General features: G+C 68.7%; 10 protein-coding genes. 4 read left to right on the forward strand and 6 right to left on the reverse strand.

Features of this window, described 5'->3' with window-relative positions:
* Window positions 1-338, forward strand: a 338-nt coding sequence (locus H0W38_RS05995; protein WP_292452094.1) for a tRNA (cytidine(34)-2'-O)-methyltransferase, incomplete at its 5' end; no start/stop codon positions are given.
* A gap of 30 nt (window positions 339-368) precedes the next feature.
* Here the strand turns inward: H0W38_RS05995 and H0W38_RS06000 are convergent.
* The 6 genes from H0W38_RS06000 to H0W38_RS06025 form a co-directional block, all read right to left on the reverse strand.
* Complete coding sequence (locus H0W38_RS06000; RefSeq protein WP_292452095.1) at window positions 369-6,782, reverse strand: Hpt domain-containing protein; 6,414 nt, start codon at window positions 6,780-6,782, stop codon at window positions 369-371.
* A 60-nt stretch (window positions 6,783-6,842) separates the two neighbouring features.
* Complete coding sequence (locus tag H0W38_RS06005; protein ID WP_292452096.1) at window positions 6,843-9,140, reverse strand: methyl-accepting chemotaxis protein; 2,298 nt, start codon at window positions 9,138-9,140, stop codon at window positions 6,843-6,845.
* A 52-nt stretch (window positions 9,141-9,192) separates the two neighbouring features.
* Window positions 9,193-9,720, reverse strand: a complete 528-nt coding sequence (locus H0W38_RS06010; protein WP_292452098.1) for a chemotaxis protein CheW — start codon at window positions 9,718-9,720, stop codon at window positions 9,193-9,195.
* Window positions 9,721-9,760: 40 nt separating this feature from the next.
* A complete protein-coding gene (locus H0W38_RS06015; RefSeq protein ID WP_292452100.1) occupies window positions 9,761-10,126 on the reverse strand; it encodes a response regulator in 366 nt (121 codons plus the stop codon).
* A gap of 75 nt (window positions 10,127-10,201) precedes the next feature.
* The gene (locus H0W38_RS06020; protein WP_292452102.1) at window positions 10,202-10,621 is read right to left on the reverse strand and encodes a response regulator; all 420 of its coding nucleotides are present in this window, start codon (window positions 10,619-10,621) and stop codon (window positions 10,202-10,204) included.
* Window positions 10,622-10,670: 49 nt separating this feature from the next.
* Window positions 10,671-10,823: a rubredoxin gene (locus tag H0W38_RS06025; protein WP_265402719.1), complete on the reverse strand. Its 153-nt coding sequence runs from the start codon at window positions 10,821-10,823 to the stop codon at window positions 10,671-10,673.
* Between the two features lie 178 nt (window positions 10,824-11,001).
* Here H0W38_RS06025 and H0W38_RS06030 point away from each other — a divergent pair, with 178 nt between their 5' ends.
* The 3 genes from H0W38_RS06030 to H0W38_RS06040 all read left to right on the forward strand — a co-directional run.
* The gene (locus H0W38_RS06030) at window positions 11,002-11,961 is read left to right on the forward strand and encodes a bifunctional hydroxymethylpyrimidine kinase/phosphomethylpyrimidine kinase (protein ID WP_292452104.1); all 960 of its coding nucleotides are present in this window, start codon (window positions 11,002-11,004) and stop codon (window positions 11,959-11,961) included.
* Between the two features lie 14 nt (window positions 11,962-11,975).
* Complete coding sequence (gene hemL / locus H0W38_RS06035; protein WP_292452106.1) at window positions 11,976-13,331, forward strand: glutamate-1-semialdehyde 2,1-aminomutase; 1,356 nt, start codon at window positions 11,976-11,978, stop codon at window positions 13,329-13,331.
* A 73-nt stretch (window positions 13,332-13,404) separates the two neighbouring features.
* On the forward strand, window positions 13,405-13,549 hold a 145-nt coding region (locus tag H0W38_RS06040; RefSeq protein WP_292452110.1), incomplete at its 3' end, for a Mur ligase domain-containing protein.

Raw genomic sequence — 13,549 nt, forward strand, 5'->3', positions numbered from 1 at the left:
AGCGCGCGGGACTCGACTATCACGAGTACGCCGCCGTGCACCGTCACGCATCGTGGGCCGCCTTGCTTGCTCAACAGGCGCCTGTCGCGGCGCGGCTGTTCGCATTCACGACGCGCGGCGCCACGCCTTTCGCCGAAGTCTCGTGGCAGCGCGGCGACTGGCTGGTGTTCGGCAGCGAAACGCGCGGTCTGGACGCCGCCGTGCTCGAGCGCTTTGCCGCAGCACAGCGCGTGCGTCTGCCGATGCGCCCCGGCCAGCGCAGCCTGAACCTGTCGAACGCCGTGGCTGTGGCGGTCTTCGAGGCCTGGCGCCAGCAGGGCTACGACGGCGCGGTGTGAAGCCGCAAAGCCGCTCGGCGCCGGTTCAGCTCAACTCAGCGCCGACTGCTCGGCACAGTAACGTCCGATCAGCGCCAGCAGTTCCTCTTCGCTGTACGGCTTGCCGAGGTAGTGATTCACGCCGAGTTCGGCGGCGTACTCGCGGTGCTTCTGGGCGATGCGCGAGGTGATCATGATGACCGGCAGCGCCGACAGCCTCGCGTCGCCGCGGATGTTGCGCACCAGGTCGAAACCGTCCATGCGGGGCATCTCGATGTCCGATAGCACGACCGTCGGGCGTTCGTCGGCCAGGCGCTCGAGCGCCTCCAGGCCGTCCTTGGCGAGCACGACACGGTAGCCCTCGCGCACCAGCAGGCGCTGCGTCACGCGGCGCACCGTCAGCGAGTCGTCGACCACCAGGATCAGGGGCGTGGCCGGCGCCGCCACGGCCGCAACCTGCTGCAACAGCGGCTGCAGCTGGGCGTTGCTGCGGGCCGCCGCGGTGGCGCGGCGTGCCGCCTCGCCATAGACCGTGGCCAAGGCGACCGGGTTGTAGATCAGGGCCACGGCGCCGGAGGCGAGCAGCGTCATGCCGGCCAGACCGGGCAGGCGCGAAAGCTGCGGGCCGAGGTTCTTGACCACGACTTCCTGGTTGCCCAGCACTTCGTCGATGTGCAGCACCACACGCTGCTGGGCCGAGCGCACCACCACCACCGGGCGCGTGCGCCCCGGCACTTCGGTGCTGCCGGCATTCGCCTGCAGCAGCGCGCCCAGCCAGAAGAACGGCAGGGCGTGATCGCCATGGCTGTAGGTGCCGCTGGCGTAGCCCGCCTCGATCTCGTCCGGGCTGGCGCGCCGCACGATCTCGACCAGGGTGGCCGGCACCGCAACCGTCGCCGTGCCGCAACGCAGCATCACGACCTGCGTGACCGCGGTGGTCAGCGGCAACACCAGCTTGAAACTGGTGCCCTGGCCCGCCGCGGTGGCGGTTTCTATGCGCCCGCCCAAGGCATTGACTTCAGAACGAACCACATCCATGCCGACGCCACGTCCCGCAAGCTCGGTCACCGACTCCGCGGTGGTCAAACCGGGCATGAAGATCATGTTGGCAAGTTCCGCGTCGGCATGCGTGGCGTCGGCGTCGAGCAGGCCCATGGCCACCGCCTTGTCGCGGATGCGCTTGAGGTCGAGGCCGGCGCCGTCGTCGCGGAACTCGACGCTGACCTCGTTGCCCTCCTGCTGCAGCGTGACCAGCACGCTGCCCGACGGGTCCTTGCCTGCAGCGGCGCGCTCTGCCGGCGTCTCGATGCCATGCGTGATGCAGTTGCGCAGCAGGTGCTCGAAGGCGCCGGTCATGCGGTCGAGCACGCCACGGTCGACTTCGATCGAGCCGCCGACGATGTCCAGCCGCACCTGCTTGCCGGTTTCCTTGGCCGCCTGGCGCACCACGCGGTACAGGCGCTCCGACAAGCCTTCGAACTCCACCATGCGCGTGCGCAACAGGTCGTCCTGCAGGTCGCGGGTGAGCCGCTGCTGCACAGCCAGCTCGTCCTCGGCCGTCTCGAGCGTGCGCTGCAGGGTGCGCTGCACCGTGGCCACGTCGTTGACCGACTCGGCCATCATCCGCGTGAGCTCCTGGAAGCGCGTGAAACGGTCGAACTCCAGCGGATCGAAGCTCTGCGCGGCGGCCTTGGCGGCTTCCATGCGCGTGCTCATCTGCGTTTCGGCCTGCAGTTCGATATCGCGCAGCTGGCCGCGCAGGCGCTCCAGGTTCTCGGTCAGGTCGCCGAGCGAGCTCTTGATCTGTCCGACCTCGGACTCGAGCCGCGCGCGGGTGATGCTGACCTCTCCCGCCTGATTTACCATGCGGTCGAGCAACTGGGTGCGTACCCGGACCGCGGCGGCTGAGGCCAGCGGCGCGCGCGCGGACGCCGGCTGCGTCGTCGCCGCGGCCGGGCCGGCCGTGGCGAAACGCGACCAGTCGATCTCCGTGCCGCTGGACGGCTGCGTCGTTTCGCCGCTGGGGACCGTGGGCGCTTCGCCGACCGGCACCGTCGCAGGCGCCGCTTCAACCGGGGCAGTGTCCTGAGGCCCCAGGGAAGCCAGCACTGCAAAACCCGAGGCCGGCGGTACGGGTTCGACGAGGCCCGGCGCCTGCAACGCATCCTGAGCCAGCGCCGCGACGGCGGCGGCCTGGGCGGCTTCGTAGGCCAGCGCGTCACGTTGGCGCAGCGCCTCGAAAGTCGCGCTGAGCGCATCGGCCCGGCCGAGCAGGCCCTCGATCTCCTCGCGGCCCGCCGCATCGCGGGCCAGCAGGTGTTCAATGGCGGTTTCCAGGCGGTGCGCGCGCTCACCCAGGCGCATGGCACCGGCCAGCCGCGCGCCGCCCTTGAGCGTATGCAAGGTGCGCATGGCGGCGCCGGCATGCGCCGCCTCGCCCGGCTGCGCGGTCCAGTCGCGCAGGTGCGAACTCAACTCGGGCAGCAGCTCCTGGGCCTCTTCCTCGAAGAACACGAACAGCTCGGCATCGACCGCATCGACCGAGTCGATGTCCTCGTCGCTGTCGAGCGCCAGCACCGGCGCGGCGCGCTGCGGCTCGGCCGCAAGCGCCGTGAAGGGCTTGAACTCGGCTTGGCCCAGGGCAGCGTAAGGGCCCGCAGCCGGCACCTCCCGCGGCGCTTGCGGCGCCTGGGTGGTGGGCGGTTCTGGCGCATCGACCGCCGCGGGCGCTTGTTCTTCGGGGACTGGCGGCGGCGCGGCGAAGGTGTTCACCGCCGGCAGGTCGCTCAACGCGGACGCGCCGGCGTCGGGTCGACGCACCAGCTCGAGCTCGTGCGCGGCCAGTTGCTCCATCAGCGCGGGCGGTGGGGACTTGAGGAAACCGGCAGCGAACTGGTGCAACAGGCGCCGCACTTCGTCGGCACCGGCCATGAACAGGTGCGCGTCGGCCGGCGTGCCGCTGCCCAGGCTGTCCGAGCGCATCAGGGCGTGCTCGAGCTGACGGGCCAGCGCCGAAAGGTCGGCGAAGCCCACGGTGGCCGAACTGCCGGCCAGCGAATGCGCGAGCGCGACGGCGGTCTCGCCGACCGGACGGTGCAACTCATGCGCCCATTCGGCCAGCTCGGTGCCGAGCCGGCGCGACAACTCGTCGGCCTCGTTGAGGAAGATGTTGAACAGCGGGATGCCGATGCGAAGCGGCCCGACCTGCTTGACCTGATCGTTGTAGGCCTCGGTTTCCGGCTCTTCAGTGTTCGGGGCGGCTGTCTCGCGGCGCTCAGCGGCGTCATCGTCGACGCCGACCACATCGGCCACCGGAATGGCTTCGGCTTCGGCTTCGGGCGAGTCCACTGCCGCCATACTCGCGGCCTCGGCAGACGGCGCGCGCCCTGCGTCGTCTTGCGCTCCCTGCTCGAGCCGGCCTGTCTCGCTCGGCACGTCGTCCGGCGCGTCAGCAGGCTGCGGCTGTGCGGCGGGCATGTCGAGGTGCAGCGTGGTGATGACCGCCTCGTCCAGACCGGCCGTATCGGCCGGGCTGTCGAACGTCATCAGCTCGGTCGGTGCAAGGTCGAACGTGTACGGCTCGATGGCCTCTTCGAGCGCCGGCACTTCCTGTGCCGCGCCGGGGCTGGGGTCCAGCGACAAGTCGATATGGGCAAACACCTGCTCGAAATCCTGACGTCGCGGCGGCTCAGCGGGCGCGGGCGCGGTGGCCTCGTCGCCGAGGTCGAAGGTGAAATCGAGCCCCGGGGGAGCGGCCGGCTCAGCCGGTGATTCGGCGGCTGTCATGGGGGCCTGCAGCGGCGGCGCGGCCGAATCTCCGGCAGGCGCCAGGTCGAGATCGCTGGCCGCCGGCAACCCGAAGGGCAGCGGCACTTCCGGCAGGGTGATCATCACGCCCGGCACGGTGATCGGCGCGGCTTCGTCGATCGATCCCGACCAGTGACCCTCGATGCGCAAGGCATCGGCGGCGTGCCGTACCGGCCCGCTGCACCACCCAGAAGCGTCGCCCGCGGCAATGGCTTCGACCCATCTGCCCAGGTAGCCGAGCGCCTGCTCGCTGCACCCCAGCAAGTCGTCGCTGGCCGGCTGCTGGCTGGCCAGCCAGGCGTTGTAGAGCTGCTCGCAGGACCAGGCGGCTTCGCCGAAGTCGTTCAAGCCGACCATCCGCGAGCTGCCCTTGAGCGTGTGAAAGGCGCGCCGCATGGTGGTGAGCTGGGCGGCGTCGTCGTTCTGTTCTCGCAGCGCGGCCAGCGCTTCGCCGGCCGCCTGCAGCACCTCGCGCGCTTCCTCCAGGAAGATCTCGCGCATTTCGTCGTCGCCTTCCAGGCCCGTCACTTCGACCGGGGCGCGGGGCGTGAGCGAAATCAGCGGCATGCGCGCGGAAGAAACCGGGCCCGCCGGGTCCAGACCGACCGGGTCTGACGCGGTCGAGACGAAATCGGCCAGCGCGCCGGCCAGCTGCTCACGCAGGGCCGACTCCGATGCAACGCCGGCGCCGGGCGCGCTCGCCCGCTGCAGCGCCGCCTGAGCGCTCGACAGGCTGGCGACCAGTTCGGGCTGCGCCGACACCTCCGGCGTGAGCGAGAGGCGTTCGATCTGCTCGGAGACCTCGTCCAGCGGCATCGTCGCGCTGGCGCCGTCGGCGAGTTCCTGGGCCTGGGCGATCAACGCGGGCTCGAGCCGACTGGAGGCGGCAGCCTCCAGCGGCGATGCATGGCGCACCAGTTGCGAAACCAGGATGCCGCTCACGGCATCGAAGTTGAACATCGACTTGGCCGCCTGCGGCTGAACGCCCAGCAGGTCGATCAGAAAACTCAGGGCGCTGAGATTGCCGGCCAGGCGTTCGAACAGAGCCTGCTGATGGCGCGCCTCGCTGCCGGCCGCGACCAGCGCATCGACGTCGTCACGCATGCGCAGCACCGCATGGGTGGCCTGATCGAGGCCGAGCACCGACAACACGCCGCGCATCGTCTGCAACTGCGCTGGCACCGGGATCAGCACGGCGGGCGCGTCGGGCGCGCGGAAGAACTGGTCGATCAGCTTTTCGGATTCGGACAGCGCCGCTCGCAACTCCTGCACCACGCTGCCCAGCGTCTGGCGGTCGGAGACGCGGCGGTACAGCTCCTCCATCCAGGGCTCGAGCGGCTCGGGCGCGGCACCACCATGCACGGCGTCGATGCGCTGGGCCAGACGCGCAATGCGTGCGACCTGGTCGGGGTGATCGAAGGCGCCGTCTTCGAGCGCGGCTTCGAGGTAGAGCACGCTGGTGGCGATCTCCATGGCCAGGGCCGAGGCCGGCGCGCTGGCGGCGTGCACCGTGTGGCCGACCGCGCGCGCGAGAGCCTCGCCGAGCACTTCGCCTCCGGGCACCAGCCGCTTGAGCGAATCGGCAACCAGCGCGAACTGCTCGTTCAGGCCGGCGAAGCGGTGCATCTCGCCACCCGCCACGGCCGACCACGAATCCTTGGCGCTGCCGACGCGCTTTCTGGCCTGCGTGATCCAGGCCGGGTCATGGCGGCCGAGCACAACCGTGGCGTAGTCGCCGGGCGCGGCATCGCGGCTCAGCGGGTAGGCACAGCGCACCGCCGCCAGCCGCGGCGCTTGTTCTCCGCTCGGCGCGGCCGCCTGGGCACAGAAGAAGCTCAGATCCTGCGCCAGCCGTTCGCCCGCCGTGGCGTCGCCACGCTGCTGGTTGCGCAGCTGGGCGAGCAGGCGCGAGGTCAGGCGCTTGGTGTAGACGTCGGGCGCCAAGAGCCCGCAGGACTGCGCCTCGAAGAAGGCCGCAGCCAACTGCCACAGCGTTGCGATGTGGCTTTGCTGCGGCGACTGCGCGGCAGCGCTGGCCAGACCGGCGCTGAGCTCGCTCAGCCGCGCGGTGATCTGCGGCCCGGGTCGGCGCATCAGCGTCAGCACCTGCGACTCGAACTCGGCGGTGGTGTCCAAGTCGGCTGCCCGCGGCGCGACGTCGGCCTCCGCGGCGACTACATGCCACTGCCAGTCCTGCGGCCACAGGTCGGCCGGATGGATGCGCTCGGCACCGGCGGCTTCCTGCACCGCCTTGTACTGCGGGAACATCGCCACGGGCGAGACCGGCTTGCCGGCCAGACGCCGGGCCAGGTAGTCGAGCAGCGCGAACGAAGCGCGCTCGATCGCCTCGACCGAGGCGATGTCGAGCTTGTGCGGCTTGGCGATGTAGCGCTGCACCACCGCCTCGCTGGCGCGCAGCATGGCGGCACCCGCCGGCAGGCCGACCAGTTCCAGCACGCCGATGCCCTGGTGCAAGTGGCCACGAGCGGTACGCAGCAGCGCCGGCTCGACGTCGTCGAGATCGGAGCCATAGGTGGATTCGGTTTCCTTGAGCGTACGCCGCAAGGATTTGTGAGCCGCATCGAGCGACTTGCGCAGTTCCTCTTGCACCCACGCGAGGGCGCTGACGTCGTCGAGGGTGTCCGGTTGGCTTTGCATCGGCTGCCTTGTGTGCATGTGCTGCGCGGTCGCCCTGAGCCTTTCGGCGCCGGCGCCGCGTCAGTTGATCTTGAACCGCGCGACCGAGGTCTTGAGTTCTTCGGCCGACTTCGACAGTTCGCGCACCAGTTGAGCGGTGGAGCGCGTGCCCTCGCCCGTCTGTTCGGTCACCGCGAAGATGTGCTGGATATTGGCGGCCACCACGTTGGCGGATTGCGCTTCGCGGGAAGCTTCGTTGGAAATCGCCTCGATCAGCTCGGAGAGCTGGCGCGAAACGCGGTCGATCTCGCCCAGCGCGGTGCCGGCGTTGTCGGAGAGCTTCGCGCCCGCGACCACGCCCTGCGTGGAGCGCTCCATGGCCGCCACGGCGTCCTGCGTGTCGGTCTGAATGGTCTTCACCAGGGCCGCGATCTGCTTGGTCGCGTCGCCGGAGCGTTCGGCCAGACGCTGCACTTCCTCGGCCACCACCGAGAAGCCGCGACCAGCCTCCCCGGCCGAGGCCGCCTGGATGGCGGCGTTGAGCGCCAGCACGTTGGTCTGCTCGGTGATGTCGGAGATGAGTTCGGTGATCTCACCGATTTCCTGCGAGCTCTCGCCCAGCCGCTTGATGCGCTTGGAGGTGTCCTGGATCTGGTCGCGCAGGGTGTTCATGCCGCCGATGGCGTTCTGCACCGCCTGCAGGCCCGACTCGGCGGCGACGAGCGACTGGCGCGCCACCTGGGCCGACTGCGTCGCCTGTACCGACACGCCGTTGATTCGGCCGGCCATCTGCAGCACCGACTCGCCGGTCTCGCGGATCTCGCGCAGCTGCTCGTCGGAGGCAGCGAGCAGCTCCGTTGACGTGGCTTCCACCTGCTGCGTCGTGTCGGTCACGCGCGACACCGTGTCCTGCACCTGCGAAACCAGCGTGCGCAGTTCTTCCACGGTGTAGTTCACCGAGTCGGCGATGGCGCCGGTGATGTCCTCGGTCACCGTGGCCTGTTGCGTCAGGTCGCCTTCGGCCACCGTCTGCAGCTCGTTCATCAGCCGCAAAATGGCCGCCTGGTTCGCGTCGTTGACGCGCTTGGCCTCCTGCTCGAGCCGTTCGGCCGCACCGCGCTGCTGGTCGGCGATGGAAGCGCGGACCCGCTGGTCGTGCAGGAACACGTAGGTCAGGCCAGCGATACCCGCCAGCGCCAGCAGCACCGACAGGACGATCAGGAACACGTTGCCCGCTGACAAGCCGCCCAGCGCCTGCAGTTGCGCTTGAACCGCCTGGAAACCTTTGCGCAGCGGCTCGCTGTCGGCCACGATCGCGGCCTGCGCCTCGCGTGCCGACACCAGCGACTGCAGATTGCCGAGGATCGCGCCGGCTTGCGTGCGCGTCTCCTCGTACTCCCTGAGCAGCGCCTCGAGTCGTTCACGAACGGCCGGGTCGCGGGCGGCGGGCAGGCGCAGTTCGGCATTGCCGTCGAGCAGGCCCTGGGTGATCTCGCGGAAGGAGTTCAGGTCCTTGCCGAGCAGGAACACCGCCTCGGGCGAAACGCCCTCGACAGTCAGGAACTCGTTGGCCGACTTGCCGATGCGCTGCGTCAGCATGACCACCTGACCCACCGCCGACAACTCTGCCGGCGTGGCGTCCTGCTGAAGCTTGAGCGAGGAGACCGTCTCGGCGATCTCGAGCAAATCGGACGACTGCCGGTTGATGCTGCGAAGGGCCTCGCTCACCTGCGTCAGGGTCTGCTGCTGCGCCAGCACTGTGGCGGCGTTCTGCTCGGCACGATCGATCAGCGGCATGAGTGGTTCGAGTGCTGGCTGCACGGCACCCGGCACCGCGCTGACCGTCTCGTTGCCGCGGCTCAGGCCACGCGATGCGCTCGCCAGCGCGTCGGCGCTTTCTCTCACTTCGGGGAAAGCCGCGGTGTTGCCGACCATCGCCTGCGACACCGACTTCGCGAGCCGCTGCGATTGCATCAGCACCTCGCCGGTGGCCGCCACGCGACTGGAACTCTCGTTGGCGGTGTTGAGCGAGTTGACCGTGACGAAGACCAGGCCAATGAGGCCGAGCAGCAGCACGCCGCCGAGCATTCGCTGCTGTTCGCCGATGGGCAGCGTGCCGATCATCGGCAGGCCGCCGCTCGCGGAAGCGGGCTCGCGAGATTCGTGGAAATCGCTGGGCAACTCGGAGGGCGCAGCCTCGGTGATGATCGACGAGTCGGCGCCACGCCGGCCGCCGAGATCGAGCGTGGCGGTGCCGCCGCCGGCCGCGCCCACGAGGTCGTCCGCCGTCGGATAGGCGTCCTCGAAGGCCATCTCGCCGGCCAGATCGGCAGACGATTTGCGTTGACCGCGACCGGTGAACTTGTCCATAAAGCTCATAGAAGCCTCTCGCTCGTATCAATGGCGATCGACGATGCGCTTGCCTCGGCGCTCATCGGGTCACCTTCAGAAAAGTTTCGTCCGCAGCCAGCGTAGCCAGCTGCAGGGCCTGCCAGCGGCGCCCTGCTGCGTCGATGTAGCGCGGGCCGGCAAAAGCCGGTCGCGGCTGCCCGTCGTCGTCGCCCTGCAACTGCTCGGCCGAGCGCAGACCGGCGAGCCGGTCGACGAGCAGCGCGCAGTTGATGTCCAGCGCCGGGTTGAACGCGATCAGCCGCGACTGCTCGCGGCCGGCTTCCGGCGCTGCGCCCGCGGCCGCCAGCCCGAGAAAGCTCGCCAGATCGACCACGCCGTGCAACCGGCCCCGAAGGTTGGCCACACCGACGAACCAGGGCTGCGTGTGCGGCACCGGAACCAGCGGCGACAGGGAGAAGATCTCGCCCGCCTGCGCCAGCGGCAGCAACACGCCCTGACCGGCGCATTCGACAGCCAGCCAGCTCGCGCTGTCGGCCTGCGAACGCGCGTTCTTCAGGCGCTCGGCCAGCCGACTTTGCAGTTCGCGCAGCGCTTCCTTTTTTGCCATGCCGCTCGCTCTTCGACGCTGTGCTTCGGTGAACGACGTTTCAGCCGAACGCGCGGATCTTGGCGACCAGCTCGTCGGCGTCGACCGGCTTGACGACGTAGTCGCGCGCGCCCTGACGCATGCCCCAGACCTTGTCGGTTTCCTGGTTCTTGCTGGTGCACATGATCACCGGCACGTCGAGGAAGCGCGGGTCGCGCGTGATGGCGCGGGTGAGCTGAAAGCCGTTCTGGCCCGGCATCACCACGTCCATGAGGATGAGATCGGGCTTGTCCTCACCCAGGCGCTTCATCGCCTCGTCGGCGTTCTCGGCCGTGCGCACTTTGTAGCCGCGCTTGCTCAGCAGATCCGACAGGAAATGCAGTTCGGTTTTCGAATCGTCGACGAGCAGGATCTTTTCGATCGCCATCATGTTTCCTTTAACTGTCAGCCGAGCCCGGGCGCACTGCGCACGAGCCGCACAGCGGGCCGGCGCACGCCAAGCTCAAGACCCGCCGCGGTGCTGCTCGACCGCCTGCAGCAACTGGTCTTTGGTGAACGGTTTGGTGAGGTAGTCCTGAGAGCCGACCATGCGGCCTCGCGCCTTGTCGAACAGGCCGTCCTTGGACGACAGCATGATCACCGGCACAGCCGAGAACTTGGGGTTGCGCTTGATGATGGCGCAGGTCTGGTAGCCATCGAGCCGCGGCATCAGGATGTCGCAGAAGATGAGGTGCGGCTGATGGTCATTGACCTTGGCCAGTGCGTCGAAGCCGTCTTCCGCCAATACGACGGTGTAGCCGCCCTGTTTCAGGAAAATTTCTGCACTGCGCCGGATCGTGTTGCTGTCGTCGATGACCAGCACGCGTGTAGTCGCAACTTCGGCAGCGGCCTCGGCCGCAACGCCCTCCGGTCCCTTTTGCATTGGTGCCTGATTCAGCACTTCGCACTCCTCAACGGCTTGTTGGCGTGGGCTAGATCTGCACCATCTCGAAATCTTCCTTGCGCGCGCCGCATTCAGGACATGTCCAGTTCATCGGCACGGCGGCCCAGGCGGTTCCCGGTGCGATACCGTGCTCCGGATCCCCGGCGGCCTCGTCGTAAATCCATCCGCAAATGAGGCACATCCAGGTTTTCGATTCGCTCACGGTGTCTTGACGGCTCACTACAATGAAGAAACATTTTAGCGAGCGCCCATTCTGAAAACACAAGACTTTGTGGGCACATACGCAACATTCCTCATAAATCTCTGGAACTCCGTGACCGCCTTCTCACCGGCAGCGCCGGGCTCTTGAATCAGCACCCATGAACACCCTTGCGCCCGACGCTGCCGACACCCCCGAAGTTCCCGCCGACGACGCGCCGCCCGCCTGCGTGATGACCTTCAACGCCAGCGACCCGAGCGGCGCCGGCGGGCTGGCCGGCGACATCTCGACCATCGCCGCCATGGGCGCACATGCGCTGCCCGTTGTCACTGCGATCGTGCTGCGCGACACCGCCGAAGTGTTCGAGTCGCACGAGATCGAATCCGACGTGATCGTCGAGCAGGCGCGCAGCATCCTCGAGGACATCACCATCGCTGCGTGGAAAGTCGGCTTTCTCGGCAGCGCCGAGGGCGTGGCCGGCGTGGCCGAAGTGCTGAGCGACTATCCCGACGTGCCGCTGGTGGCCTACCTGAACGACGTGTCGTGGCTGGAAGAAGACGACCAACAGGCCTACCTCGACGCCTTTCGCGAACTGATCCTGCCGGCCACCGAAGTGCTGGTCGGCAACCAGCAGACGCTGATCGACGCGCTGCTGCCCGACTGGGACGGCGAGCGCCCGCCTTCGGCCCGCGAGCTCGCAGTGGCTGCCGGCGAACTCGGTGCGAAGTACGTACTCGTGACCGGCATTTCGCTGCCGTCGACCAAAGGCGGCGAGGCCTCCGTCGACAACGTGCTGGCTTCGCCGCAGGGTGCCATCACCGGAGAGAAATTCGAGCGCTTCGACACCGGCTTTGTCGGCGCTGGCGAGACCCTTGCGGCTGCACTGGCCTCGCTGCTGGCCAGCGGCCAGGACCTGCACCTGGCCGTATCCGAAGCACTGAGCTTTCTCGATCAGGCGCTCGATGCCGGCTTTCGGCCGGGCATGGGCAATGTGGTGCCGGATCGCTTTTTCTGGGCATTGCCGGAAGGCGAGGAAGTCGAGGAAGGCGAAGGGCCGCCGGGCGAGGTTCTGCTCGAGGACCCTCCGGCGGCAGAACGCGGCCCCCGTCGCATTCACTGATTCCCGTGGCTCCGATGGCCGATTCCTCCGGCGCGCTCGGCGCGGCCGCGTCGCAAACAAAAGGCTCCCACAGCGCACGGCTCTTCGAGCGAGCCCAACGCAGCATTCCCGGCGGCGTCAATTCCCCCGTGCGTGCCTTCCGCGCCGTGGGCGGCATACCGCGCTTCATTCAACGTGCCGACGGCCCTTACTTGTGGGACGCGGACGGCAAGCGCTACATCGACTACATCGGTTCATGGGGTCCAATGATCCTGGGCCATGGCCACCCGGCGGTGCTCGAAGCGGTGCTGCAGGCCGCACGCGAAGGCTTCAGCTTCGGCGCGCCGACCGAACGCGAGGTCGAGCTGGCGGAAGAAATCCTGAAGCTGGTGCCGAGCGCCGAGCAGGTGCGTCTGGTGAGCTCGGGAACCGAGGCCGCGATGAGCGCATTGCGCCTGGCGCGGGGCGCAACCGGGCGCGCAAAGATCGTCAAGTTCGAGGGCTGCTACCACGGCCATGCCGACGCACTGCTGGTCAAGGCCGGCTCGGGCCTGGCCACCTTCGGCCACCCGACATCCGCCGGTGTGCCCGCGGAAGTGGTGCAGCACACGCTGGTACTGACCTACAACGACGTCGCTCAGCTCGAAGCGGCGTTCGTTGCGCATGGCGCGGAGATCGCCTGCGTGATGATCGAGCCGATCGCCGGCAACATGAATTTCGTGCGCGCCAGCCTGCCCTTCATGCGGCGGCTGCGCGAGCTGTGCACGCAACACGGCGCGCTGCTGATCTTCGACGAGGTGATGACCGGCTTTCGCGTGGCGCTGGGCGGCGCGCAGAGTCTTTATGAAAAGCAGATTCCGGGCTTCAAGCCGGACCTCAGCGTGTTCGGCAAGGTCATCGGCGGCGGCATGCCGCTGGCCGCCTTCGCCGGGCCGCGTGCCGTGATGGAGTTGCTGGCGCCGCTGGGTCCGGTGTATCAGGCCGGCACGCTGTCGGGCAACCCGGTCGCCACCGCCTGCGGGCTGGCCACCTTGCGCGAGATCCAGAAACCCGGCTTCTTCGAAGCGCTTTCGCGCAGCACCCGCAGCCTCACCGACGGTCTGCTGAACGCTGCGCGCGAAGCCGGTGTGCCGATGGTGGGCGATTGCGAAGGCGGCATGTTCGGCTTCTTCTTCCCGAAAGACGCCGGGTCGGCGCAGGCCGGCCTGCCGCAGAACTACGCGCAGGTCATGGCGACCGACGGCGACCGCTTCAACCGGTTCTTCCACGGCATGCTCGAGCGCGGCGTCTACCTCGCGCCGGCGCTCTACGAAGCCGGCTTCGTGAGTGCCGCGCACGCGCCGGCCGACATCGAAGCGACGATCGCCGCGGCCCGCGCCGCGCTGCGCTGATTTCCCCCGCGCACCGGCGACGCCCCCCGCGCCCTTTCGTTTGCGGTCACCTCTGGACTGCCGGCCCCCTCCCATGCACCTTCACATCCTCGGCATCTGCGGCAGCTTCATGGGGGGCCTGGCGGCCCTGGCCCGCGAGGCCGGCCACAAGGTCACCGGCTGCGACGCCAGCGTGTATCCGCCGATGAGCGAGCAACTGCGCGCGCTCGACATCGACC

This window comes from Methylibium sp., assembly GCF_013817365.1.
Classification (GTDB): Bacteria; Pseudomonadota; Gammaproteobacteria; order Burkholderiales; family Burkholderiaceae_C; genus Methylibium.